Origin of the sequence: Microbacterium sp. IO18 (genome assembly GCF_049099505.1) — a bacterium.
GTDB classification, from domain to species: Bacteria; Actinomycetota; Actinomycetes; order Actinomycetales; family Microbacteriaceae; genus Microbacterium; species Microbacterium aurugineum.
Map to the genome: position 1 here is coordinate 2,294,009 of NZ_JBMJAF010000001.1, position 22,636 is coordinate 2,316,644.

A 22,636-nucleotide genomic window follows, 5' to 3' on the forward strand; every position below is an offset into this window, starting at 1 on the left:
ATCAGTTCGACATGAACCCGACGAGCAATCCGCCCGTCACCTTCACGGCGAGGTTGTAGATGCCGGCGACCACGGCGCCGAGCACCGTGAAGACGATGAGATTCAGGATGGCGACGACCGCCGCGAAGGCCATGACCTGCGGCAGTCCGACGACCTCGGACAGCACGAAAGCGTTGTCGGTGATGCCGACCAGGAAGCTCTCGGCCGTCGTCATGACGTTCGTCGCCTGGAGCACCAGGAAGATGAGGAAGAACGACACCATCGTGACGACCGCGAGGGCCACGGCTCCGAGGAACGACAGCTTCACCGCCGACCAGAAGTCGACGTAGACCAGACGAAGCCGGACCTGCTTGCCGCCTGTCTTGCGTGTCGACTTCTTCGCCAGCTTGTCGGCCACTGTACTCATGCGTCTGTATCCTCGGGGGTTTCTGTCGTCTCAGGTGCCTGGATCTCGGCATCCTCCGCTTCGGCCTCTTCTTCGGCGAGGCCACGCTCACCGTTACGGGCGATGGCGAGGATGCGATCGGCCTCCGTCGTCCGGGCGAACACCACTCCCATGGTGTCGCGACCCTTGGCGGGGACCTCGGCCACGGCAGAGCGTACCACCTTGCCGCTGGACAGAACCACCAAGACCTCGTCGTCCTCTGCGACGATCAGACCACCCGCGAGAGTGCCCCGATCGTCGTTCAACTTGGCGACCTTGATGCCTGTCCCGCCGCGTCCCTGGACCCGGTATTCCTCGATCGCGGTGCGCTTCGCGTAGCCGCCGTCGGTGACGACGAAGACGAACTTCCCCGGGGCGGCGACGGACGCCGAGAGCAGGGAGTCGTCGTCGATCTTGAACTTCATGCCCCGAACACCGGCCGTCGCGCGACCCATCGGACGCAGCGCCTCATCGGTGGCCTCGAAGCGCACCGACATCCCGTGCCGGCTGATGAGGAGGATGTCGTCCTCCGCGTTCACGAGGAGCGCGCTGACCAGCTCGTCCTCCTCGTTCAGACGGATCGCGATGACGCCGCCCTGGCGGTTGGTGTCGTACGTGTCGAGCCGGGTCTTCTTGACGAGGCCCTCCCGTGTGGCGAGCACGAGGTAGTCCGCCACCCCGTAGTCACGGATGTCGAGCACCTGGGCGATGCTCTCATCGGGCTGCAGTGCGAGGAGGTTCGCGACGTGCATGCCCTTGGCGTCGCGTCCGGCCTCCGGCACCTCGTAGGTCTTCGCGCGGTAGACCCGGCCCTTGTCGGTGAAGAACAGCAGCCAGTGGTGCGTGGTCGTCACGAAGAAGTGCTCGACGATGTCGTTCGCCCGCAACTGTGCACCCTTGACGCCCTTGCCGCCACGGTGCTGGGAGCGGTAGTTGTCACTGCGCGTGCGCTTGATGTAGCCCTCGCGCGTGACGGTCACCACCATCTCTTCTTCGGCGATGAGGTCTTCCATCGACACATCGCCGTCGAAGCCGTGCAGGATGTGCGTGCGACGCTCGTCACCGAAGCGGTCGACGATGCCGGTCAGCTCTTCGCGGATGATCACACGCTGACGACCCTCGTCGGCGAGGATCGCCTTGTAGTCCGCGATCTGGGCCTCGAGCTCGTTCGCTTGATCGATGATCCGCTGACGCTCGAGAGCTGCGAGGCGACGCAGCTGCATCTGCAGGATCGCATCGGCCTGGATCTCGTCGATGTCGAGGAGCTTCTGGAGACCCTCGTTCGCATCCGCCGTGGTCTGCGACCGTCGGATGAGCGCGATGACCTCGTCGAGCGCGTCGAGCGCCTTCAGATATCCGCGCAGGATGTGCATCCGCTTCTCGGCCTCGCGCAGCCGGAACTCGGTGCGTCGCACGATCACATCGATCTGGTGGGAGATCCAGTGCGTGATGAACCCGTCGATCGCGAGCGTGCGCGGGACACCGTCCACGATCGCGAGCATGTTCGCGCCGAAGTTCTCCTGCAACTGCGTGTGCTTGTACAGGTTGTTGAGCACGACCTTCGCGACGGCGTCGCGCTTGAGCACGACGACCAGACGCTGACCCGTGCGGTCCGAGGACTCGTCACGGATGTCGGCGATGCCGGTGATCTTGCCGTCACGGGCCAGGTCGCCGATCTTGACCGCGACGTTGTCGGGGTTGACCTGATAGGGCAGCTCGGTGATGACGAGGCAGGTACGACCCTGGATCTCCTCGACGTTGACGACCGCGCGCATCGTGATCGAGCCGCGACCGGTCCGATACGCCTCGTGGATGCCCTTCGTCCCGAGGATCTGCGCGCCGGTCGGGAAGTCGGGGCCGGGAACGCGCTGGATCAGACCGTCGAGCAGCTCCTCGCGGGGGATGCCGGGGTTGTCCAGCGCCCACAGCGCCGCATCCGCCACCTCGCGCAGGTTGTGCGGCGGGATGTTGGTGGCCATTCCGACCGCGATACCGACGGAACCGTTGACGAGCAGGTTCGGGAACCGGGCGGGGAGAACCGTCGGCTCCTGCGTCTGACCGTCGTAGTTGTCGGTGAAGTCGACGGTCTCCTCTTCGATGTCGCGCACCATCTCGAGCGCGAGCGGAGCCATCTTCGTCTCGGTGTATCGCGGAGCCGCGGCGCCCATGTTCCCGGGGGAACCGAAGTTGCCCTGCCCGAGAGCGAGCGGGTAGCGGAGGGACCACGGCTGAACCAGTCGCACGAGGGCGTCGTAGATCGCCGAGTCGCCGTGCGGGTGGTACTGGCCCATGACCTCGCCGACCACACGCGCGCACTTGGAGAACGACTTGTCCGGGCGGAACCCTCCGTCGTACATGCCGTAGATCACACGGCGGTGCACCGGCTTGAGTCCGTCGCGCACATCGGGGAGGGCGCGCCCCACGATGACGGCCATGGCGTAGTCGAGGTAGCTGCGCTGCATCTCCGACTGCAGGTCGACCTGGTCGATCTTGCCGTGATCGTGTTCCGGTTCGGTGCGTTCTTCGTCAGTCATGAATCAATCTCTCTGTCACACATCTGGTCTGAGCCCGCGGGCATCAGATGTCGAGGAAGCGGACGTCCTTGGCGTTGCGCTGGATGAAGCTGCGTCGGGACTCGACGTCCTCGCCCATCAGCACACTGAAGATCTCGTCGGCCGCGGCCGCGTCCTCGATGGTGATCTGCTGCAGGGTGCGCGTGGTGTGGTCCATCGTCGTCTCCCACAGCTCCTTGGGGTTCATCTCACCGAGACCCTTGTAGCGCTGGATGCCGGCATCCTTCGGGATCCGCTTGCCGTTCTCGAGGCCGTGTGCGAGCAGGGCGTCGCGCTCGGCGTCGCTGAACACATACTCGTGTGCGGAGTTCGACCACTTCAGGCGGTACAGCGGCGGCATCGCGAGGTACACGAAGCCGGCCTCGATGAGTCCGCGCATGTAGCGGAACAGCAGGGTGAGCAGCAGAGTCGTGATGTGCTGGCCGTCGACATCGGCATCCGCCATCAGGACGATCTTGTGATAGCGAGCCTTCTCGATGTCGAACTCTTCGCCGATCCCCGTGCCGAAGGCCTGGATCATCGCCTGGACTTCCTTGTTGCCCAGCGCCTTGTCGAGACGTGCACGCTCGACGTTGAGGATCTTCCCCCGGAGCGCCAGGATCGCCTGCGTGTGCGGGTCGCGACCCTGCACCGCGGAACCACCGGCCGAGTCACCCTCGACGAGGAAGATCTCGCTGATGGAGGGATCCTTGCTGGTGCAGTCCTTGAGCTTGTCCGGCATGGCCGCCGACTCGAACACGCTCTTGCGGCGAGCGGTCTCGCGGGCCTTGCGAGCGGCGAGCCGGGCGGTCGCGGCATCGATCGCCTTGCGGACGACGTTCTTCGCCTGGTTCGGGTTGCGCTCGAGCCAGTCGCCGAGCTGATCGCCGACGACCTTCTGCACGAACGCCTTCGCCTCGGTGTTGCCGAGCTTGGTCTTGGTCTGACCTTCGAACTGCGGCTCGCCGAGCTTGATCGAGATGACCGCGGTCAGTCCCTCACGCACGTCGTCACCGGAGAGGTTGTCGTCCTTCTCCTTGAGGAGGTTGTTCGCCCGGGCGTACTTGTTGACCAGTGTGGTCAGAGCTGCCCGGAAGCCCTCCTCGTGCGTCCCGCCTTCGTGGGTGTTGATCGTGTTCGCATAGGTGAAGACGTTCTCGGTGTAGGACGTCGTCCACTGCATCGCGACCTCGAGGGAGATCTTGCGCTCGGTGTCCTCCGATTCGAACGCGATGATCTCGTCGTTCACGACTTCGGCGTGACGCACCTTGTTGAGGTACTCGACGTAGTCGACCAGTCCGCGCTCGTAGTAGAACACGTCGCCGGGCTGCTTGGTGACGGTCGCGCCGTCTTCCTCGACCTCGTACGCAGACGACTCCCGCTCGTCACGCAGCTCGATGCGCAGTCCCTTGTTGAGGAACGCCATCTGCTGGAATCGTGTGCGCAGCGTGTCGTAGTCGAACTCGATCGTCTCGGTGAAGATCGAGGCGTCCGGCCAGAACGTGATGCTGGTTCCGGTCTCCTCGGTCGCCTCGCCCTTCTCGAGCTTCTGCTGCGGGATGCCGCCGTCGGCGAAGCTGTGCCGCCAGACGAAGCCCTTCTGCTTGACCTCGACGTCGAATCGAGTCGAGAGCGCGTTCACGACCGAGGATCCGACACCGTGCAGACCACCGGAGACGGCGTAGGCGCCCCCTCCGAACTTTCCGCCGGCGTGCAGGATCGTGAGCACGACCTCGACCGTCGACTTGTTCGGGTCGGAAGAGTGCGGGTCCACCGGGATGCCTCGACCGTTGTCGACCACACGCACGCCACCGTCGGCGAGCATCGTCACGAAGATCGTGTCGGCGTATCCGGCGAGGGCCTCATCGACCGAGTTGTCGACGATCTCGTAGACGAGGTGGTGCAGACCGCGCGGTCCCGTGGAACCGATGTACATACCGGGACGCTTGCGGACGGCTTCGAGGCCTTCGAGGATCTGGATCGAGTCGGCGCCGTACTCCCCGGGCTGCTTCGCCTTGGGTGCAATGGTGCCCTGGTCCTCGGGGGTTCCCCCGATGTTCGATTCCGTCTCGTCAGCGGGGGATTCAGGCGTCATCAGAGGGCATTCTCCACATCGATATCACGAACTGCCATTCTAGCGGAGTTTCGTGGGGAAACACCGCTCTGCGGCCGTGTGTGGCCCTCTGAGCGTTTCTGACCCCTTGCGTGGTGTCCTACCCGTAGGTATCGCGCGGGCCCCGCCCTGGAACGGCTCTGGGACCCCATTTCCACGAGGGGACGTCCGGTCCGATGAAGCGCAGGTTCTCCACGCCGGCCTCCGGATAGCGGCGACCGATCTCGGTGAGAATCGTCGCGCGCATGAACTGCAGGTTCTTCGCCCACGCCGTCGAGTCGCACTTCACGGTGAGCAATCCTCGCTCCAGGGAGACGGGTTCGGAGTGCTTCGCCGTGTCGGCGCCCGCGAGATCCGCCCACTGACGGACGAGGTCTTCCCTGGCCAGAGTGATCTGCCACCCCGAGTCGCGGCTCAGCTTGTCCAGGACCGCGCCGAGGGTCCCGGGATCCCGCCCGGGTGTGAACGGCGCGTTGTCGTCATCGGTCGTGATGCGACGCTTGCGCTTCCAGCTCTTCGAGCTCGGCTGCAGACCGCGCAGACGCAGGTAGGTGCCGACCGTCTCGGGGACATCGGCAGCGGGAGTCGGTGCGGCGTCAGTCATCGGCTGCCTCCCGTTCATCACTGATCGTCCCGGCGCTGATGCGCACCACATGCGCGTGCAGCACCTCAGGGATATCTTCCTCCACCGCCGCGGTCACCACGACCTGTTCGTACCCTGCGGTGAGGGCTGCGAGTCGACGACGCCGGTCCGCATCGAGCTCGGCGAACACGTCGTCGAGGATCAGGACCGGATCGCCAGCGGGGGATTCGCTGCGCAACAGCTCCGCCGACGCCAGCCGGAGCGCGAGCGCGACCGACCAGGACTCCCCGTGCGAGGCGTACCCCTTCACCGGAAGGTCGCGGACACGGAGCACGAGATCGTCCCGATGCGGTCCGGTGAGCGTGAGGCCGCGGTCGAGTTCATTGGAACGCTTCGCCGCGAGAGAGGCCCGGAAGAGGTCCGCGATGCGGTTCGGATCGCTGAGCCTGTCGGCGGGGGAGACCTCTTCGGGTCCGCCCTCATCCTCTTCGGGGTCGCCGCCACCGACCGAGAGCGCCCATTCCAGCTGCGGACGATGATCTGCACCGGCGATCGCTTCATATGCATCGGCGACGGGTTGTTGGAGATCGACGGCCAACCGCTGTCGAGCCGTGATGATCTCGGACCCCAGCGAGACCAGCTTGTCGTCCCACACATCGAGGGTGCTCAGACCTTCGCCCCGGATGCCGCGGGCACGCGCCGACTTCAGCAGGGCATTGCGCTGCTTGAGCACACGGTCGTAGTCGGCGAGCACGCCCGCCATCCGTGGAGTGCGCTGGATGAGGAGCTGGTCGCTGAACCGGCGGCGGGCGGACGGGTCGCCCCGGACGATCTGCAGGTCCTCCGGCGCGAAGAGAACGACGTGCGCGTAACGGGGCAGCTCGTTCGGCTTGGACGGAGAGCCGTTGATGCGTGCCTTGTTCGACCCCTGCCTGTTCACCTGGACTTCTGCCAGCACTCGACGCTCGCCGTGCGAGAGCCGCGCCCGGATGACCGCGAACTCCTGCCCGTCGCGCACCATGGGTGCATCGGACGACACGCGATGTGAACCGAGGGTGGCCAGGAACACGACCGCTTCCGCCAGGTTCGTCTTTCCCTGTCCGTTGCGTCCGACGAGCACGTTCGGACCCCGGTGGAGAGCGAGTTCCGCGGTCGCGTAGTTGCGGAAATCGACCAGGCTCAGGTGCTCCACAATCACGGAGTCAGCCTACCTTCGAGGTCTGACAACGGATGCGGGATGAGGCGCGGGATCAGCGAAGGAGGAGGTTCGGCTGCAGCAGGTACTTGAAGGAGTCGAGGCCCGCCTGGTCGACCGAGGTCTGGCTCGTGATCAGCACGGGGCTGAGCTTGTTGGCGTTGTCGCTCGACGTGAACGTCACGCGGACGAACTCGCTCTTGACCGCTCCGAGAGCCTCGATCAGGTACTGGGGGTTGAGGCCGAGCGTGACCTCGTCGCCGCCGGACAGGATCGCATCGACCGACTCGGATGCGCGCGCGTGGTCTCCACCGGAGGCATCCATGGTCACGCTGTCGCTCGAGAACGTGAATCGCAGCGGCGCCGCACGATCGAGGACGAGCGAGACACGGCGGACGGCTTCGACGAGGTCGGCCGTGTTGACGACCGCGTAGTGGTCGGTCTGCTCGGGGAAAAGGCGTCGGACCGGGGGGAAGTTGCCCTTGATGAGCAGCGAGGTCACGGTCTTGTTGCCGGCGGTGAAGGCGATGATCTCGCGATCGCCCGCGCCGGAGAAGGCCACCTGGATGTTGCCGGCGTGACCGAAGGTCTTCCCGACCTCGAGCAGGGTGCGTGCCGGCACCAGCGCTGTCGCCTCGACGGACTCGCCGTCCCACGGCACATCGCGGAGCGATACCCGATAGCGGTCCGTGGCGACCAGGCTCAGAGTGTGTCCGGAGACTTCGAGCTGCACACCGGTGAGGACGGGAGTGACGTCGTCGCGTGACGCGGCGAAACCGACCTGTGCGATCGCCGTGCCGAATTCCTCAGCCGGAACGACGCCGGAGGATCCGTTCACCTCGGGGATGGACGGATATTCCTCGACCGGCATGGCGGCGAGTGTGAATCGGGCCGAACCGCAGGTGACGGCGATCCCGCCGTCTTCCTCGACGGCGATCTCGATCGGAGCGTTCGGGAGGCGGCTGGCGATGTCGGAGAGAAGACGTCCGTGGACGAGGATCGTGCCGGGGGTCTCGACCGTGGCTTCGATGGTCGTCCGAGCGGAGGCCTCGTAGTCGAAGGCGGAGAGCGTGAGGCTGGATCCGTCTGCTTCGATCAGGACTCCGGCGAGGATCGGCTGCGGATTGCGCTGCGGCAGAAGCTTGACGACGAACGAGACAGCCTCGCTGAAGACATCGCGGTTGACCTGAAACCTCACGGGTGCTCCCTTGTCGTCGAACTGTGACGCGTCGTCGTCGGCCCTGCCGGTGCAGGGCTTCCCATGCTAGCCCCACAGTCCTGCGTATCCCTACGCCGAGGTTTCCTGTCATCCGTTCGCCGGTTCTCCCCACCGTCTGGTGATCGGATCGCGCCTTGAATGACTTAACTCCTTAACGGTGTTAACAGCTGTGGATACTGTGGATAAGTCGGTGGATATCAGGAGCGAGTAGGGAACTACACGCTTGTCAGTTGTGGAAACCCTGAGGAATCCGCGGGATCCCGGTCCTGGGGACAACGGAGGTGTTGTCCGAGTTATCCACAGGTTTGGGTGTTCAGCTCACATTCGTCCCGATGGAATCCACGATCATCCACAAGTTATCCACATGTGCATAGAGGCATCTATCGAGAGATCAGAATCCCTGTCGGGCAGACAAAAAAGTGGAGGACCGCATCCATTCGGGTGCGGTCCTCCACTTTTTCGGAGGTGCGGCGTGTCAGCGTCGGCCGAGCTGCGTCGTGATCTCGGTGACCTGGTTGTAGATGGAGCGACGCTCCTTCATGAGCTCACTGATCTTCTTGTAGGCGTACATGACCGTGGTGTGGTCGCGGTTGCCGAACAGCTGACCGATCTTCGGCAGGGACAGGCTCGTGCGCTCCCTGCACAGATACATGGCGATCTGTCGTGACGTGGCGATCTGCTGCGATCGGCTCGAACCGTAGAGATCGTCCACGGTGAGCTTGAAGTACTGCGCCGTGGCCGTGATGATGTCGGTCGGCGAGATGATGTTGTCCTCCGCCGTGTCGATGATGTCGCGGAGCACGGTCTGCGCGAGGGAGATGTCGAGGGCAGAGCGGTTCAGGCTCGCGAACGCGGAGACGCGGATGAGTGCACCCTCGAGCTCGCGGATGTTCGAGGAGACGACGGTCGCGATGTACTCGAGCACCTCGTCGGGGATGTGGAGGGCCTCGCTCTGCGCCTTCTTGCGGAGGATCGCGATGCGGGTTTCGAGGTCCGGTGCCTGCACATCGGTGATGAGGCCCCACTCGAAGCGGCTCCGCATCCGATCCTCGAAGCCCGTCAAGTGCTTCGGCGCGACATCACTGGTGATGACGACCTGCTTGTTGTGATCGTGCAGCGTGTTGAACGTGTGGAAGAACGCTTCCTGGGTCTCGGCGCGACCCTGCAGGAACTGGATGTCGTCGATGAGGAGGATGTCGACGTCGCGGTACCTGGCCTGGAACGCGGCACCGCGGTTGTTCGCGATCGAGTTGATGAAGTCGTTCGTGAACTCCTCGCTCGAGACATAGCGGACCTTGACTCCGGCGTAGAGCGACTGCGCGTAGTCACCGATCGCGTGGAGGAGGTGTGTCTTGCCGAGTCCGGAGTCGCCGTAGATGAACAACGGGTTGTACGCCTTGGCCGGCGCCTCGGCCACGGCGACCGCCGCAGCGTGTGCGAATCGGTTGGACTGGCCGATGACGAAGTTGTCGAAGGTGTACTTCGGGTTCAGTCGGGATTCGTGACGCAGCTGTGTGGGCTGTTCCATCGGGGACTCGACGCGGCTCTGCTCGGTGCGTCCGAAGTCTCCGACGGCGATGGGGGCCGTCTGCTGCTCCGCCAGTTCGTGGTTCACGACGACGCGGTAGGACGTGACCTCTTCGCCGATGTGCGAAAGGGCCTCCATGATCGGGAGTCGGAGACGCTTGTTGATCTGCGCTGCGGTCAGATCGTTGGGGACTTCCAGGTACAGCGTCGCGGACATGACGCCGGCCGGGACGGCGAGGCTGAGGAAGCCCTGCAGCTGGGGGGTGACGCGATCGTCGTCGGCCAGCAGCTCCTGCACCGTGGTCCAGATCGGGACGTCGGGCTGGGCAGGTGATGTCATGACGCTCCGGACGAGGAATCGAGGCGGGGTCGACGTGCCGTGCCCCCTGTGGATAACTTAGGATGCCACGGTAGTCATCCCGGCTGTGAACGGCAACCTGCCCTTGAAAACACGCGCGCGTGTTGTGCCTGCCGGGCGCGCCACGGTTGTGGATAATGGCTGTGCGGTGCCCGCCGGGCCGCCCTCGCGGAAGCGCGCAGATTTGCTCTGCGCGCCGGTAGGACGTACCCTAAGTCGGTTGACTTATGCCATTTTTGGCAGTTCCCCATGTCTCCGGTCGAAGTGAATCCGGTGGCAGCATTCCCGGAGTGATTCCATGAGCAAGCGCACTTTCCAGCCCAACAACCGTCGTCGCGCCAAGAAGCACGGCTTCCGTGCCCGCATGCGTACGCGTGCCGGCCGCGGCATCCTCGCTGCACGCCGCGCGAAGGGCCGCACCGAGCTCTCTGCGTAGTCCGCTGTGCTCGCCCGCCCGTATCGACTGACCCGCGGGAGCGACTACCGTCTGGTCGTTCGACGCGGATCCCGTTGTGGTGGGGCGCGCGTCATCACCTCGGTGCTGGCGACGGGCGAGAACAGGGCCGCGAGGTTCGGATTCATCATCAGCAAGCAGGTGGGCACCGCTGTGGTGCGCAATACCGTGCGTCGGCGACTCAAAGCCGTGTGCGCGGAGGCGCTCCCGCGCGTCCCTGAGGGCACGGATGTCGTCATCCGTGCCCTTCCTGCGTCCTCCAGCGCGACTTTCGCGGATCTCCGCGCCGACGTCGATCGCTGCTTGAGCAGACTCGCGCCCGCCACGGTGTCGGCATGACCGCGCTACCGGCGTCTTCTGTGGGAACGGCGCGATGGCATGCGCGCGACCTGGTGCGGACCATCCCGGTGATCCCCCGGAACCTCGTTCTGGGATTCCTCACGGCGTACCGCAAGGTGATCTCCCCGATGTATGGAGATGTCTGTGCGTACTACCCCAGCTGTTCGGCTTACGCTGTAGGTGCGGTGCAGCAGCATGGTGCAGTGAAGGGAGCGGCGCTCTCGGCGTGGCGCATCCTCCGCTGCAATCCCTGGACCAGCGGCGGCGTCGATGACGTCCGGCCGCACGACCACTTCCGTTACGACTTGACCACACACGGTTTCGTCGTCCCTTCCCGAAAGGACTGATCGGTGGGTCTTGACCTTCTGCTCGCCAGCGCGACTCCCAGCCCCGAACCTGCGGCGGGGGGATTCGACCTGCTCGGCACCATCCTCTGGCCGCTGAAGTGGGTCGTCGAGCTGATCCTCGTCGCCTGGCATTGGCTTCTGACCACCGTCGGTCTTCCTTCCGCATCGGGTCTGACCTGGGTACTGTCCATCGTCGGCCTCGTCGTCGTCGTCCGCGCTGCGCTGATCCCGCTCTTCGTGAAGCAGATCAAGAGCCAGCGAAAGATGATGGAAATCGCTCCTGAACTGCGGAAAGTTCAGGAGAAGTACAAGGGCAAGAAGGATCAGCTCTCTCGCGAGGCCATGAGCCGCGAGACGATGGCGCTCTACAAGAAGCACGGCACGACGCCGATGTCGAGCTGCCTTCCCCTTCTTGTGCAGATGCCGATCTTCTTCTCGCTGTACAGCGTGCTGAGCGATGTCAAGAAGCATGCGGAGCAGAGCCTCGGCGGTGTGGGATTGCTCAACCCTGAGCTCACCAAGGAGTTCTACGACGCCAAGCTCTTCGGGGTCGCGTCCCTGCACGAGACCCTCGGTGACGCGGTCGACGCCAACAACACCACGGCGATCATCATCCTGGTCACGCTCGTCGTGCTCATGATCGCCTCGCAGTTCTTCACGCAGCTGCAGATCATCTCGAAGAACCTGTCGCCGGAGGCCAAGACCGGCCAGGCGTACCAGATGCAGAAGATCATGCTCTACGTGCTGCCGCTGGGATTCATCTTCTCCGGTGTCTTCTTCCCGCTCGGCGTCGTCGTGTACTGGTTCATCTCCAACCTCTGGACCATGGGACAGCAGTTCCTCGTCATCCGAGAGATGCCGACTCCCGGCTCGGAAGCCGCCAAGGCCCGTGAGGAGCGACTCGCTCGCAAGGGCAAGGCGATCGACTCCTCCGGCAAGGTCGTCCCGATGGCTGCGTACGAGGCCGAGCAGCAGCGTCTGCTCGAGGAGGCGGAGAAGGCGAAGGCTCAGGCGCCCAAGCGTCAGCAGCCCGTGGGCAAGAAGCGTGCGAAGAAGAAGGGGAACGGTTCATGAGTGAAACCATGACCGAGAGCTCCGAGCCCACCGTGGCTCAGCTCGAGAATGAAGGCGACGTCGCCGCGGACTACCTCGAGGAACTCCTCGACATCGCGGATATCGACGGTGACCTGAACCTCGACGTGCGTCAGGGGCGCGCGTATGTCTCGGTGGAGGCGGAGGGCGATGGCCTCGCTCTTCTCTCTGCCCCGGACACGGTGCAGGCGCTTCAGGAGCTCACCCGCCTCGCGGTGCAGAGCAAGACCGGGTCGTTCTCCCGCTTGATCCTCGACATCGCCGGCTCGCGTGACACGCGCCGTCGGCAGCTCGAGACACTGGTCGATGCAGCGGCCGCGAAGCTCGATGAAGGCTCCTCGCAGGCTTCGCTGCCGTCGATGTCGAGCTATGAGCGCAAGCTGGTGCACGATATCGCGGCCGAGCGTGGCCTGGTGTCGGAGTCGTACGGTGAGGGCGCTGACCGCCACACGGTCCTTCGTCGCCGTTGATGTTTCACGTGAAACATCGTTCGGGAACTGCCGATGACTGAGATCGAAAGCGAGCCTGCGGTCGCCGCGGAACTCTTCGGTGACCGCATCGATCTCGCTCGAGCGTTCACGGCTTCGCTCGCACGTGAGGGTGAGGAGAGGGGTCTGATCGGACCGCTCGAGCTTCCGCGCCTGTGGACGCGGCACATCCTCAACAGTGTGATCGCTGCTCCGCTCTTCCACGGTTCGGTCGCTGACATCGGATCCGGGGCCGGCCTCCCGGGCATTGTGCTCGCGATCGCGCGTCCTGATGTGAAGTGGACTCTCATCGAACCGATGGAGCGTCGGGTCACGTGGCTCACCGAGCAGGTGGAGGCGCTGGGACTGGCCAATGTCGTGGTGCAGCGTGCGCGTGCCGAGGATGTTCATCCCGCCGAGGGTTTCGATGTCGTCACGGCGAGGGCGGTCAGCGCTTTGCGTACGCTCATCCCTCTCACTGCCCCGCTCGTGCGGGACGGCGGAGAGCTTGCATTGCTCAAGGGGATGAACGCCGCGAACGAGATCGAAGCTGCGCAGAAGCAGATCAAGAAGTTCCGTCTGTCGGACGTGCGAGTGGAAGTGCTGGGGGAGGGTGTTCTCACCGAGACGACCCGCGTGGTTCGTGCCCGCGTTCGGTAGTTCCTCCTGACATCAAGGCGGCGTGTTTCACGTGAAACACCCCGCCTTTGTCTGCGGTGGAGTTTGCCGCCACGAAGCCTTGGGGCTTCTGGTGTCGGTGGAGGCCCTCTCGGATAGAGCACCGATCGGCGCTTGAGGGATCGGCGTCGACGCGGCATCGCGGAGGAGTGGACGGTGTGAGTGCCGCGTTCAGCTGTCGGTGTGGACCCCGCGAGGCGTTTCACGCAGTGCATCGTCGTGGATGCTCCGGTGTCGTTGCGTTTCGAGCGCTGAGGCGACACCGTCGGAGTGTTTGCTTTCCAACGATGTTTCACGTGAAACGGAGACGCCCGTCCCTCGAACCGGGGTGCTGTGGTGTCGGCGCCCGCATGGGGGAGGGGATGGGAACGGAACGTGACGTCTGCGTACGGGCGTGGTCTGCTCCAGGCCACGGAAGACCGCGGCGATTCTTGCGAGGAGTCGTCGGTGCTCAGCTCACAGAGCGGTGCCGGACGTTGATTTTTTACGTGAAGCGGCTCCTGGAAGATCGGCTCCATACTCTCGGTGTCGTCGCACGGTAGGAGATCGTGCCGGCACACTTCGCTTCGACAGCCGCCTCCGTGTGGTCGGGGACGCCTGATCCCGTTTGCGTGGTTCCTCGGGAAGTTCATGCGGGGCTTCACGTATTGCTCTCTGCTGCATGACGACCCCCTCGCCTTCTTGTGGGCTTCCGGCGTCCCCATGTGCGGTATCCCCGGCTGGGCGGAAGGATGTTTCACGTGAACCTGCGCCTGACGAGCTGAGTGCGTTTCCTCTGCCGCTGGTGGCATGTAGGCGTATCCCGCCCGCTCCATCGTTGGGACTGCGCTTGCGTGCAGCTCGGGAAGGCCATCCGGGGCATCTGTGTTCGTCGTGCGCCATCCCTGGGGCGCATCGGTGCGCTCGTGGTCGCGTGCACGCTGACCTCTCATTCCTCGCAGGCGTCGGGGTGCTCGCCTGTCGGTGGCCCTCTACCCCCGGTTCAGAACAACGTTTCACGTGAAACACCCACTGATCGCGATTGTCCGAATGCTGATGCTGTCGGCGCGCCCGACCGAGCGGGGGGTGAGAAGGCGGAGTTCGATCCGACGTGGACGGGAACTGGGCGGGTGACGGTCAGTGCGCGAAAAGCGGGGGAAGCTGAGGATCATCGAGGAGATTGCCCTTGGGGAGGGCCACTCGTATAGATATGTCGACGCGCGGTGTTTCACGTGAAACGAACGTCGCGACCTTCTCCGAAGAACCGTGACGAGCGCGGGAGAGCTTGGTCGTCATCCAACGTCGCCCCGTGCGATTAGAGTGGAACGCGGCCCCGAAAGGAGTGGATGTTTCACGTGAAACAGTCCGAGAAGACATCGGCGAACGAATCGTTCGGGATGGACACACCGCTCGCGCGGGAACTCGCCGACCTCTCTGCGCGGAGGCGCGCGCTTGAGGCAGCGAAGGTGGAGTTCGCGGGGGATACCCGAGTTCTGACCGTCTCCAACCAGAAGGGCGGCGTCGGCAAGACCACGTCGGCAGTGAACATCGCCTCGGCGCTTGCTGGCCTGGGGGCGAAGGTGCTGGTCATCGACCTCGACCCGCAGGGAAACGCCTCCACTGCCCTGGGAGTCCCCCATAGCGCCGACACCCCCAGTGTCTATGACGTCCTGATCGACGAGTTCCCTCTCGCGGAGATCGTGCAGCCGAGCCCGGAAGACCCCAACCTCTTCTGCGCCCCCAGCACCATCCACCTGGCGGGCGCGGAGATCGAGTTGGTCGCCCAGGTGGCGAGGGAGCACCGCCTCCGTCGAGCACTGGAGGACTACCTCGTCGAGAACGCGATGGATTTCGTCATCATCGACTGCCCTCCTTCCCTCGGACTGCTCACCATCAATGCGTTCACGGCCGCCTCCGAGGTCTTCATCCCGATCCAATGCGAGTACTACGCGCTGGAGGGTCTGAGCCAGCTCCTCGGGAGCATCCAGATGATCCAGAAGCACCTGAACCCGGCTCTTCACCTCTCGACGATCCTGCTGACCATGTTCGACGGACGCACGCGCTTGGCGCAGCAGGTCGCGGAAGAGGTGCGTACACACTTCCCGGATCAGGTGCTGGAGACGGTGATCCCTCGGTCCGTCCGAGTATCGGAAGCCCCGAGTTTCGGCCAGACGGTGATCGCCTACGATGGGCAGTCCGCCGGCGCGATCGCGTACCGCGAAGCGGCCGTCGAGATCGCGTCGCGCATCGCGACGCAGAGCAAGGAGAAATGATGGCGAAGCGCACAGGGCTCGGTCGGGGAATCGGGGCGCTGATCCCCACCGCAGATCAGGCGGAGCGTCCCGTCGACGTCTTCTTCCCCGGATCCAGTCTGCGACCGGCGGAGACGGAGGCGACGATCGGTCCGGATTCCGAGACTCCTGAGCTCGAAGAGGTGCCCGGGATTCACCTGATCCAGGTGGATCCGAACTCGATCGTCGCGAACCCCCGACAGCCGCGTACGCATTTCGATGCCGATGACCTGGCGGAACTCGTGCACAGCGTCCGCGAGTTCGGTGTGCTGCAGCCCGTGGTCGTCCGCAAGAACGCGACAGGCGATTACGAGCTCATCATGGGGGAGCGGCGTACCCGTGCCGCACGTGAGGCCGGTCTCGACGTCATCCCCGCGATCGTCCGCGACACCGCCGATGAAGACCTTCTGCGCGACGCCCTCCTGGAGAACCTGCACCGCTCCGAGCTGAATCCGCTGGAAGAAGCGTCGGCGTACCAGCAACTGCTCGATGACTTCGGCATCACCCAGGAAGAGCTCGCCACACGGATCGGTCGCTCGCGTCCGCAGATCAGCAACACCATCCGTCTGCTCAAGCTGCCCGTCCCCGTGCAGCAGCGGGTCGCAGCCGGAGTGCTCACGGCTGGACATGCCCGCGCGATCCTCAGCCTCGAGACTCCGGAGTCGATGCAGCGCCTCGCCGACAAGGTCGTGAACGAAGACCTTTCGGTGCGCGCGACGGAGGAGGCGGCGAAGGCGCAGCCGGCCGCCGGCAAGTCGGCGAAGGCGACCCCGGGGGCGCGCCGCGCGTATCTCGACGAGGTGGCCGGCAAACTCGGCGACCGACTGAACACACGGGTCAAGATCGCCCTCGGCGCTCGTAAAGGCCAGGTCACGATTGATTTCGCTTCCATCCAGGACCTCAATCGGATCCTCGAGGAGCTCGGCGAAAGCGGCTACGGCTCGGCGCGATGACATCCCCGGGGCCGTTTCGGTCCCTTAGACTCGCGTCATCTCGACGACGAGGGGGGAATGTCATGTCCGCAGCAGAGGGTCCCGCAAGCGTCCAACGCCGTGTGATCGCGGTCAGTATCGCCGCGGCGTTGGGCGGATTCCTGTTCGGTTTCGATACCGCGGTGATCAACGGCGCCGTCGACGCGCTCGCGGGTGACGTCTCGGGATTCGATCTCGGAACGGCTCTCAAGGGCTTCGCGGTGTCGTCGGCGTTGATCGGCTGTGCGGTCGGTGCATGGTTCGCCGGACCGGTGTCCAACAAGTACGGACGCATCCCGGTGATGGTGGGCGCTGCGACGCTGTTCTTCGTCTCCGCGATCGGTTCCGGGCTCGCGTTCAGTGTCGTCGACCTGATCGTCTGGCGTGTGATCGGCGGACTCGGGGTGGGTGCGGCGTCCGTCATCGCCCCGGCCTACATCGCTGAGGTATCGCCGGCCGCGATACGTGGGCGTCTGGGTTCGCTGCAGCAACTCGCGATCGTGACCGGTATCTTCGCCGCGCTGCTCTCCGATGCTCTGCTCGCGGGCCTCGCCGGGGCCGCGGATCAGCCGCTGTGGGGACTCACCGCGTGGCGCTGGATGTTCATCGTCGAGGCCATCCCCGCGCTGGTCTACGGCATCATGTCGCTGCGTCTGCCGGAATCACCGCGCTACCTGGTGCGCAAGGGCGAGTTGAAGCGTGCCGCAGAGGTGCTGGAGACAGTCACGGGGACGATCGACGTCGATGCGAAGATCACGGAGATCACCGGCACCATCGACACCGAACGCTCGGAGTCGCTGCGCGACCTACGCGGAAGCCGACTCGGCCTCAAGCCGATCGTCTGGGTGGGTATCCTGCTCTCGGTGTTCCAGCAGTTCGTGGGCATCAACGTGATCTTCTACTACTCGACCACCCTGTGGCAGTCGGTCGGCTTCGACGAATCCAGCGCATTGCTCACGTCGGTGATCACCTCGGTGACGAACATCGTGGTGACCATCGTCGCCATCTTGCTCGTCGACAGGGTCGGCCGGCGCATCATGCTGCTCGTCGGCTCGGTCGGTATGACGGTGACGCTGGGACTCATGGCGCTCGCGTTCTCGTTCGGGACACTCGATGCGCAGGGGACGGCGACCCTCCCTGACCCCTGGGCGACCATCGCCTTGATCTGCGCGAACGGCTTCGTGGTCTTCTTCGGGGCGAGCTGGGGTCCGTTGGTGTGGGTCCTCCTCGGCGAGATCTTCCCCAATTCGATCCGCGCGGGAGCTCTCGCCGTCGCCGCCGCGGCCCAGTGGGTGGCCAACTTCTTCATCTCGACGACGTTCCCCGCCTTTGCGGAGATCGGCCTCACGTTCGCCTACGGGTTCTATGCGTTCTTCGCCCTCCTCTCGTTCTTCTTCGTGTTCTTCAAGGTGCCGGAGACGAAGGGCAAGGAGCTCGAGGAGATGAGCGATGAACTGACCGTACGGCGCCGGAAGGCCGTACGGGAGACGTAGGCTTGACGTATGTCCGAGTCCGTACAGCGCCGCGCCAGCCTGGAAGTGCTGCGCGCCGAAGCGGCTGACGAACTCGCGGTGCTCATCCAGGAACGTCTTCTCGGTGGCGAAGACCCCTGGGAGTTCATGGAAGACCTGCCGAGCATCGACGAGCTCGTCGTGTACCTCCTCCGGGCCGACAACATCAACGCGAACGACGGCGTGCGACCCAATGCCGCCCGGCACTATCGGGTGCTGCGACAGATCGCCCTGGAGTACCCCGAACTGACCTCTGCCGTGTGGGGTCTGCTGGACGAGACCCAGCGCCACCGTCGCTGGGACCCCACCGTCGCCGACGCTTCCTGAGCGCGCGGGTGGTCACGGGCGGGCCTTGCCTTCTCAGATTCTGCACATAATATTCATCGCCTGTGCCAGACTGGTAAAAAGATAACCGCTCGTCGACACGGGGGAGTTCCTCATGGCACAACGCACGCGTATCGGAGCCGAGCGGGCGAGCAGCCAGCCGCAACTCCTCGCCGGGTCGCGCATCGGCCTCCTCACGAACTTCACGGGAACGATGCCTGACCTCTCCCGCAACATCGACGCCCTCCAGAGTGCTGGTGTCCCCCTCCAGCATCTGTTCGGTCCTGAACACGGCCTGGACGGCTCCGTCCAAGCGGGGGAGAGCACATCCATCGAGCGCGACCCACGCTCAGGGCTTCCCTTCAGCGACACCTATCTGGCCGAGGGAGACCGTCTCGACGAGATGATCCTCGCTTCCGGCGTGGATGCGCTCGTCTTCGATATGCAAGACATCGGGGTGCGCTTCTACACCTACATCTGGACCATGTTCGACGCCATGCGCAGTGCGGCGCGCCTCGGGCTCCCCTTCACCGTCCTCGACCGCCCCAACCCTCTCGGCGGTGCGGTGCTCAGCGGCCCCGGTGTGAGCGAAGCCCGGTTCACGAGCTTCGTCGGGCGCAGTGACATCCACCAGCGACACGGCCTGACAGCAGGCGAGCTCGCACGTCTGTTCGCGGTCCGAGACCTCGCGGAGGAGGGATTGAGCATAGACCTGCGCGTGATCACTCTGGAGAACTGGAACCCCGCCGCTGACTGGACGGAGACGGGATTGGCCTGGGTACCGCCTTCGCCGAACATCCCCACTCTCGATTCCGTCTATGCCTTCGCCGGCACGGGACTGGTGGAGGGGACGACCCTGAGCGAGGGACGGGGTACAACGCGCCCGTTCGAGACGATCGGGGCGCCCTTCCTCCCCACCGATTTCGCAGCAGCGCTTCGAGAACGGGACCTCCCCGGCGTGCAGATCCGCGAGATCGCGTTCCAGCCCACGTTCCACAAGCACGCAGGTGAAACCGCGCGCGGCATTCAGCTGCACATCTCCGACTACCGCACCTATGACCCTGTGGGGACTGCACTCGCGATTCTCCAGTGCGCCCGGGCCGCCGCTCCAGAACACGTGCGCAGCCTGAATGCCGGCGAACGACTGGACCCCGGAGACGTCGGCTATGCGCTAGACCGACTCTGGGGCTCGTCCTCGCTTCGCGAGGCGATCAACGGGGAGCGCTCGTTCGACCGTCTCCACAGCGCGCCCCAACGCGTCGACGAGTTCTACGGTGACGACGTGCTGCTCTATCCGCGCTGAGGGTCGCCATCCAGAGGATCCGAAGCCTTGTCGCGGGACAGGAAGGCGAAGAACTCCCTCCGTACGCCGGTGACGTCGGCGTCCTCCCGCGTGGGATGCACACGGTTGAGGAGCAGCACGCCGAAGTCCCCCGTGTGCGGATTCACGGCGAATGCCGTCCCGGTGAATCCGGTATGACCGACCGCTTCGCCGCCACCCATCCACGACCGCTGGCGCACACGCAATCCCAGCGCCTGCTCGAACCCGTCGGCCCGGACCGCGGGAACCGTGAGCATCCGGGCGGACGCGGCGGAGAGCACACGTCGGCGCGGGCCGCCGCCGTCGTCACGGATCATGCGCGCCAGCGCGGCGACATCGTGCACGGTGCCGAACAGCCCGGCGTGCCCCGCGGGCCGACCAAGCGCTGAAGCGAGCTCATCGTGCACCTCGGCGCGGACGAGACCACGGTGCGGCTGGATCTCGGTGGCGACACTATGGCGAGGATCCGGACTCCACGTGAGAGTGTCGGCGCCGAGCAGCGCCGCGACTTCGGCGATGAGCTGTGCGAGCGGGCGGCCCGATACACGTTCGAGAAGCGTGCCGACGGCGATGAATCCCACGTCCGAGTATCGGTGCTCGGTACCAGGTGCGCTCACGAGATCTGCTGCCACGACCGCACGCTGGAGCGCTGCGCCGCGCAGTCCCGAGCGCCACATCCGGCCTTCCGCAGGTAGTCCGGAGGTGTGCAGGAGCAGCTGTCGGAGGGTGATCGCTCCGGAGCCCGGACCGGAACCGATCGACAGCACAGCGGCGCACGGCTCGTCGAGCGCGATGAGCCCGGCATCGACCAGACGCAATGCGGCGACAGCGGTGAACACCTTGGTGAGCGAGGCGAGGTCGAACAGGCTCTCCTCGCTGACGGGCGTCGGATCGTCGGCGGACAGCGTGCCGAGAAGCTCGAGCGTATCGACGCCCGCCATGCTCCGCAGCGCGGCCCAGGCGGAACCCGGGGCACCGTTCACCATCGAGGCATCACTTGCTCATGCCCGAAGTGAGACCGCTGATGATCTGCTTCGTGGCCAGCAAGAACAGCACCACCAGCGGGATCGTCGCGATCGTCAGGCCGGCGAAGAGCTGCGGCCAGTCCGTCGAGTACTCGCCGAAGAATCGTGTGAGCCCCACGGGCAGGGTGTACGAGTCGCGGTCGCGCAGAAGGATCAGCGGGTAGAAGAAGTCGTTCCACACCGGCACGAAGCGGAAGACGATGACCGTGGCGAGAGCGGGCCGGACGAGCGGAAGCAGAATCTGCACAAAGGTCCGGAACGGACCCGCACCGTCGATACGAGCCGCTTCCTCGAGCTCGATCGGCAGCGCGCGGAAGAACACCGTGAGGACGAACGTCGTGAACGGGATGCCGAGAGCTCCGTAGACCAGGATCAGGCTGAAGACGTTGCTGGTCATCCTGAGTGAATCGAGGAGGTAGAACAGCGGCAGGATCGCGAGGTGCACCGGAAGCATCAGCCCCGACAGGAACACCGCCTCGATGCCTCGGAAGAACTTCGCGCGGGCTCGCGCGAACGCGTAGGCCGCGAGCACGGAGACGACGGTGGTCACGATGACAGAGCCCACGGTGACGGTGATCGAGTTGACGAAGTAGGTGTCGAAGGACGCCGTGATCCACGCGCTCTGGAAACTCGTGAACGTCGGAGGAACCGGGAGTCCGAGCGGCTCGGTCGCGATCTGCTGCTGTGTGCGCAGCGAGTTGTTGACCATCAGCAGCAGCGGACCGATGGCGATCAGCGCGTAGCCCCACAGGAAGACGTTCGCGAACAGTCTCCCGATGAAAGGGGTGTCGGAGGTGCGTTGCGACCGACGGCGTGGAGCTGTGGGACGGCCGGAGACGATCGCCTCGGTGGTGGGCTCGGGGCGGGTATCGAGGACAGTGCTCATCAGAACAGCTTTCGTTCGGCGCGACGCATGGTCGAGGTGATCACGACCGAGATGACCATGATGAAGATGAACAGGACGGTGGCGAGCGCGGAGGAGACACCGATCGAGTTCGGATTCCCCGACTCGAAGGCCGTGCGGTAGAAGAGCAGCATCATCACATCGGTGGATCCCGCCGGCGCGCCATTCGATCCGGCCAGGGCGAACGGGATCGCCATCGCTTCCATGCTCCCGATGAAGGTGAGCACGGTGATGATGCCGATCGTCGGAGTCAGCATCGGCAGGGTGATGTAGCGGAAGCGCGTGCCGGCGGTGGCGCCGTCGAGAGACGCCGCCTCTTCGATCTCCTCCGGAATGCCGCCCAGCGCTGCACCGTAGAGCAGGATCGGGAAACCGATCCACTGCCAGGCGCTCACGAGCACGATGACCCAGATCGCCAGCTGGGGATCACCGAGCCACGGCAGGGCGAGGCTTTCGAGTCCCACGCCCCGGAGGATGGCGTTCACCGGCCCGAACAGTGGCGACAGCATGAGCGACCACAGGTAGCCGATGACCATGGGGCTGACCAGGTAGGGCAGAGCGAAGATCGTCTGGAAGAACCGCTTGGTGCGTTTGCGCCGGTGCAGCAGCGTCGCGATGCCGAGGCCAAGGGAGTTCTGGAACACGAGGGCACCGCCGAACAGCAGCAGATTGTGGCCGAACGCGTTCCACAGCTCAGAAGCGTAGGGCTCCGTCGTGAGGAGCGTGATGTAGTTGCCGACTCCCGCGAAGCCGCCCTGCCGGGTTCCCTGCCAGTCGAAGAAGGAGTAGCTGAGGGCGGCGAGCATCGGATACAGGATCAGCACCGCGAACAACACGGCGGCAGGGAGTACGAACAGCGCCGCGGTGGGAGTGGTCAGTGCGATGCCCGTGCGGGGGCGGCGCGTAGTCTTCCGGCGCCGGAGGGAGAGGGTCAGAGCCATGGGAGTGTCCTTCGCTCTGTG

The 22,636-nt window shown here is 64.9% G+C and carries 21 protein-coding genes; 11 read left to right on the top strand and 10 right to left on the bottom strand.

Annotated features, from left to right (window positions below; all coding sequences use genetic code 11):
* Nucleotide 1 precedes the first annotated feature (1 nt).
* The 7 genes from ACLF6J_RS10945 to dnaA all read right to left on the bottom strand — a co-directional run bounded on the left by ACLF6J_RS10945 (nt 2) and on the right by dnaA (nt 9,953).
* Nucleotides 2-406 (bottom strand): DUF3566 domain-containing protein, encoded by a 405-nt coding sequence (locus ACLF6J_RS10945; RefSeq protein WP_047519752.1) that lies wholly within the window; start codon nt 404-406, stop codon nt 2-4.
* On the bottom strand, nt 403-2,958 hold the full coding sequence (gene gyrA, locus ACLF6J_RS10950) for a DNA gyrase subunit A (RefSeq protein WP_131491647.1): 2,556 nt from the start codon (nt 2,956-2,958) through the stop codon (nt 403-405). Before gyrA ends, ACLF6J_RS10945 begins: the two co-directional genes overlap by 4 nt.
* A gap of 43 nt (nt 2,959-3,001) precedes the next feature.
* Nucleotides 3,002-5,071: a DNA topoisomerase (ATP-hydrolyzing) subunit B gene (gene gyrB / locus ACLF6J_RS10955; RefSeq protein ID WP_052193261.1), complete on the bottom strand. Its 2,070-nt coding sequence runs from the start codon at nt 5,069-5,071 to the stop codon at nt 3,002-3,004.
* Between the two features lie 118 nt (nt 5,072-5,189).
* Nucleotides 5,190-5,693, bottom strand: coding sequence for a DUF721 domain-containing protein (locus ACLF6J_RS10960; protein WP_131491648.1), 504 nt, complete (start codon nt 5,691-5,693; stop codon nt 5,190-5,192).
* Entirely contained in the window at nt 5,686-6,870 is a 1,185-nt protein-coding gene (recF, locus tag ACLF6J_RS10965; RefSeq protein ID WP_047519756.1) for a DNA replication/repair protein RecF, read from the bottom strand. Before recF ends, ACLF6J_RS10960 begins: the two co-directional genes overlap by 8 nt.
* A gap of 52 nt (nt 6,871-6,922) precedes the next feature.
* Nucleotides 6,923-8,065: a DNA polymerase III subunit beta gene (dnaN, locus tag ACLF6J_RS10970; protein ID WP_047519758.1), complete on the bottom strand. Its 1,143-nt coding sequence runs from the start codon at nt 8,063-8,065 to the stop codon at nt 6,923-6,925.
* 496 nt (nt 8,066-8,561) lie between these two features.
* Nucleotides 8,562-9,953 carry a chromosomal replication initiator protein DnaA gene (gene dnaA, locus ACLF6J_RS10975; protein ID WP_131491650.1) on the bottom strand — a complete coding sequence of 464 codons (1,392 nt, stop codon included), beginning with the start codon at nt 9,951-9,953 and terminating at the stop codon, nt 8,562-8,564.
* A gap of 316 nt (nt 9,954-10,269) precedes the next feature.
* Here dnaA and rpmH point away from each other — a divergent pair, with 316 nt between their 5' ends.
* From rpmH to ACLF6J_RS11030, 11 genes are all read left to right on the top strand, one after another.
* Nucleotides 10,270-10,407: a 50S ribosomal protein L34 gene (rpmH, locus tag ACLF6J_RS10980; protein WP_013584598.1), complete on the top strand. Its 138-nt coding sequence runs from the start codon at nt 10,270-10,272 to the stop codon at nt 10,405-10,407.
* A 6-nt stretch (nt 10,408-10,413) separates the two neighbouring features.
* Nucleotides 10,414-10,764 carry a ribonuclease P protein component gene (gene rnpA / locus ACLF6J_RS10985; protein WP_131491651.1) on the top strand — a complete coding sequence of 117 codons (351 nt, stop codon included), beginning with the start codon at nt 10,414-10,416 and terminating at the stop codon, nt 10,762-10,764.
* On the top strand, nt 10,761-11,111 hold the full coding sequence (gene yidD, locus ACLF6J_RS10990; RefSeq protein ID WP_081996891.1) for a membrane protein insertion efficiency factor YidD: 351 nt from the start codon (nt 10,761-10,763) through the stop codon (nt 11,109-11,111). The genes rnpA and yidD overlap by 4 nt, the downstream gene beginning before the upstream one ends.
* A gap of 3 nt (nt 11,112-11,114) precedes the next feature.
* Complete coding sequence (yidC, locus tag ACLF6J_RS10995) at nt 11,115-12,185, top strand: membrane protein insertase YidC (RefSeq protein WP_047519766.1); 1,071 nt, start codon at nt 11,115-11,117, stop codon at nt 12,183-12,185.
* Nucleotides 12,182-12,673 (top strand): protein jag, encoded by a 492-nt coding sequence (locus ACLF6J_RS11000; protein WP_131491652.1) that lies wholly within the window; start codon nt 12,182-12,184, stop codon nt 12,671-12,673. Before yidC ends, ACLF6J_RS11000 begins: the two co-directional genes overlap by 4 nt.
* A 33-nt stretch (nt 12,674-12,706) precedes the next feature.
* Entirely contained in the window at nt 12,707-13,330 is a 624-nt protein-coding gene (gene rsmG / locus ACLF6J_RS11005) for a 16S rRNA (guanine(527)-N(7))-methyltransferase RsmG (protein ID WP_134352583.1), read from the top strand.
* A 1,343-nt stretch (nt 13,331-14,673) separates the two neighbouring features.
* Nucleotides 14,674-15,600 (top strand): ParA family protein, encoded by a 927-nt coding sequence (locus tag ACLF6J_RS11010; protein ID WP_134352582.1) that lies wholly within the window; start codon nt 14,674-14,676, stop codon nt 15,598-15,600.
* Nucleotides 15,600-16,571, top strand: coding sequence for a ParB/RepB/Spo0J family partition protein (locus tag ACLF6J_RS11015; RefSeq protein ID WP_131491655.1), 972 nt, complete (start codon nt 15,600-15,602; stop codon nt 16,569-16,571). Before ACLF6J_RS11010 ends, ACLF6J_RS11015 begins: the two co-directional genes overlap by 1 nt.
* Nucleotides 16,572-16,633: 62 nt before the next feature.
* The gene (locus tag ACLF6J_RS11020) at nt 16,634-18,082 is read left to right on the top strand and encodes a sugar porter family MFS transporter (RefSeq protein WP_081996971.1); all 1,449 of its coding nucleotides are present in this window, start codon (nt 16,634-16,636) and stop codon (nt 18,080-18,082) included.
* 9 nt (nt 18,083-18,091) lie between these two features.
* On the top strand, nt 18,092-18,427 hold the full coding sequence (locus tag ACLF6J_RS11025) for a tryptophan synthase subunit alpha (RefSeq protein ID WP_131491656.1): 336 nt from the start codon (nt 18,092-18,094) through the stop codon (nt 18,425-18,427).
* Nucleotides 18,428-18,539: 112 nt separating this feature from the next.
* Nucleotides 18,540-19,727, top strand: coding sequence for an exo-beta-N-acetylmuramidase NamZ family protein (locus ACLF6J_RS11030; RefSeq protein ID WP_134352581.1), 1,188 nt, complete (start codon nt 18,540-18,542; stop codon nt 19,725-19,727).
* Here the strand turns inward: ACLF6J_RS11030 and ACLF6J_RS11035 are convergent.
* The 3 genes from ACLF6J_RS11035 to ACLF6J_RS11045 are packed head-to-tail and all read right to left on the bottom strand — an operon-like array spanning nt 19,715 to nt 22,615.
* Nucleotides 19,715-20,731 carry a serine hydrolase domain-containing protein gene (locus ACLF6J_RS11035; protein ID WP_421076879.1) on the bottom strand — a complete coding sequence of 339 codons (1,017 nt, stop codon included), beginning with the start codon at nt 20,729-20,731 and terminating at the stop codon, nt 19,715-19,717. The genes ACLF6J_RS11030 and ACLF6J_RS11035 overlap by 13 nt on opposite strands.
* Nucleotides 20,732-20,738: 7 nt before the next feature.
* A complete protein-coding gene (locus ACLF6J_RS11040; protein WP_047522327.1) occupies nt 20,739-21,656 on the bottom strand; it encodes a carbohydrate ABC transporter permease in 918 nt (305 codons plus the stop codon).
* On the bottom strand, nt 21,656-22,615 hold the full coding sequence (locus tag ACLF6J_RS11045; protein WP_134352579.1) for a carbohydrate ABC transporter permease: 960 nt from the start codon (nt 22,613-22,615) through the stop codon (nt 21,656-21,658). Before ACLF6J_RS11045 ends, ACLF6J_RS11040 begins: the two co-directional genes overlap by 1 nt.
* Nucleotides 22,616-22,636: the final 21 nt, after the last annotated feature.

Excerpts from the sequence above, each read along its gene's own strand:
- ACLF6J_RS10945 (WP_047519752.1), bottom strand. The coding sequence starts at position 406 with ATGAGTACAGTGGCCGACAAGCTGGCGAAGAAGTCGACACGCAAGACA.
- gyrA (WP_131491647.1), bottom strand. The coding sequence starts at position 2,958 with ATGACTGACGAAGAACGCACCGAACCGGAACACGATCACGGCAAGATC.
- gyrB (WP_052193261.1), bottom strand. The coding sequence starts at position 5,071 with ATGACGCCTGAATCCCCCGCTGACGAGACGGAATCGAACATCGGGGGA.
- ACLF6J_RS10960 (WP_131491648.1), bottom strand. The coding sequence starts at position 5,693 with ATGACTGACGCCGCACCGACTCCCGCTGCCGATGTCCCCGAGACGGTC.
- dnaA (WP_131491650.1), bottom strand. The coding sequence starts at position 9,953 with ATGACATCACCTGCCCAGCCCGACGTCCCGATCTGGACCACGGTGCAG.
- rpmH (WP_013584598.1), top strand. The coding sequence starts at position 10,270 with ATGAGCAAGCGCACTTTCCAGCCCAACAACCGTCGTCGCGCCAAGAAG.
- yidD (WP_081996891.1), top strand. The coding sequence starts at position 10,761 with ATGACCGCGCTACCGGCGTCTTCTGTGGGAACGGCGCGATGGCATGCG.
- ACLF6J_RS11000 (WP_131491652.1), top strand. The coding sequence starts at position 12,182 with ATGAGTGAAACCATGACCGAGAGCTCCGAGCCCACCGTGGCTCAGCTC.
- rsmG (WP_134352583.1), top strand. The coding sequence starts at position 12,707 with ATGACTGAGATCGAAAGCGAGCCTGCGGTCGCCGCGGAACTCTTCGGT.
- ACLF6J_RS11010 (WP_134352582.1), top strand. The coding sequence starts at position 14,674 with ATGTTTCACGTGAAACAGTCCGAGAAGACATCGGCGAACGAATCGTTC.
- ACLF6J_RS11015 (WP_131491655.1), top strand. The coding sequence starts at position 15,600 with ATGGCGAAGCGCACAGGGCTCGGTCGGGGAATCGGGGCGCTGATCCCC.
- ACLF6J_RS11020 (WP_081996971.1), top strand. The coding sequence starts at position 16,634 with ATGTCCGCAGCAGAGGGTCCCGCAAGCGTCCAACGCCGTGTGATCGCG.
- ACLF6J_RS11025 (WP_131491656.1), top strand. The coding sequence starts at position 18,092 with ATGTCCGAGTCCGTACAGCGCCGCGCCAGCCTGGAAGTGCTGCGCGCC.
- ACLF6J_RS11030 (WP_134352581.1), top strand. The coding sequence starts at position 18,540 with ATGGCACAACGCACGCGTATCGGAGCCGAGCGGGCGAGCAGCCAGCCG.
- ACLF6J_RS11035 (WP_421076879.1), bottom strand. The coding sequence starts at position 20,731 with ATGGTGAACGGTGCCCCGGGTTCCGCCTGGGCCGCGCTGCGGAGCATG.
- ACLF6J_RS11040 (WP_047522327.1), bottom strand. The coding sequence starts at position 21,656 with ATGAGCACTGTCCTCGATACCCGCCCCGAGCCCACCACCGAGGCGATC.
- ACLF6J_RS11045 (WP_134352579.1), bottom strand. The coding sequence starts at position 22,615 with ATGGCTCTGACCCTCTCCCTCCGGCGCCGGAAGACTACGCGCCGCCCC.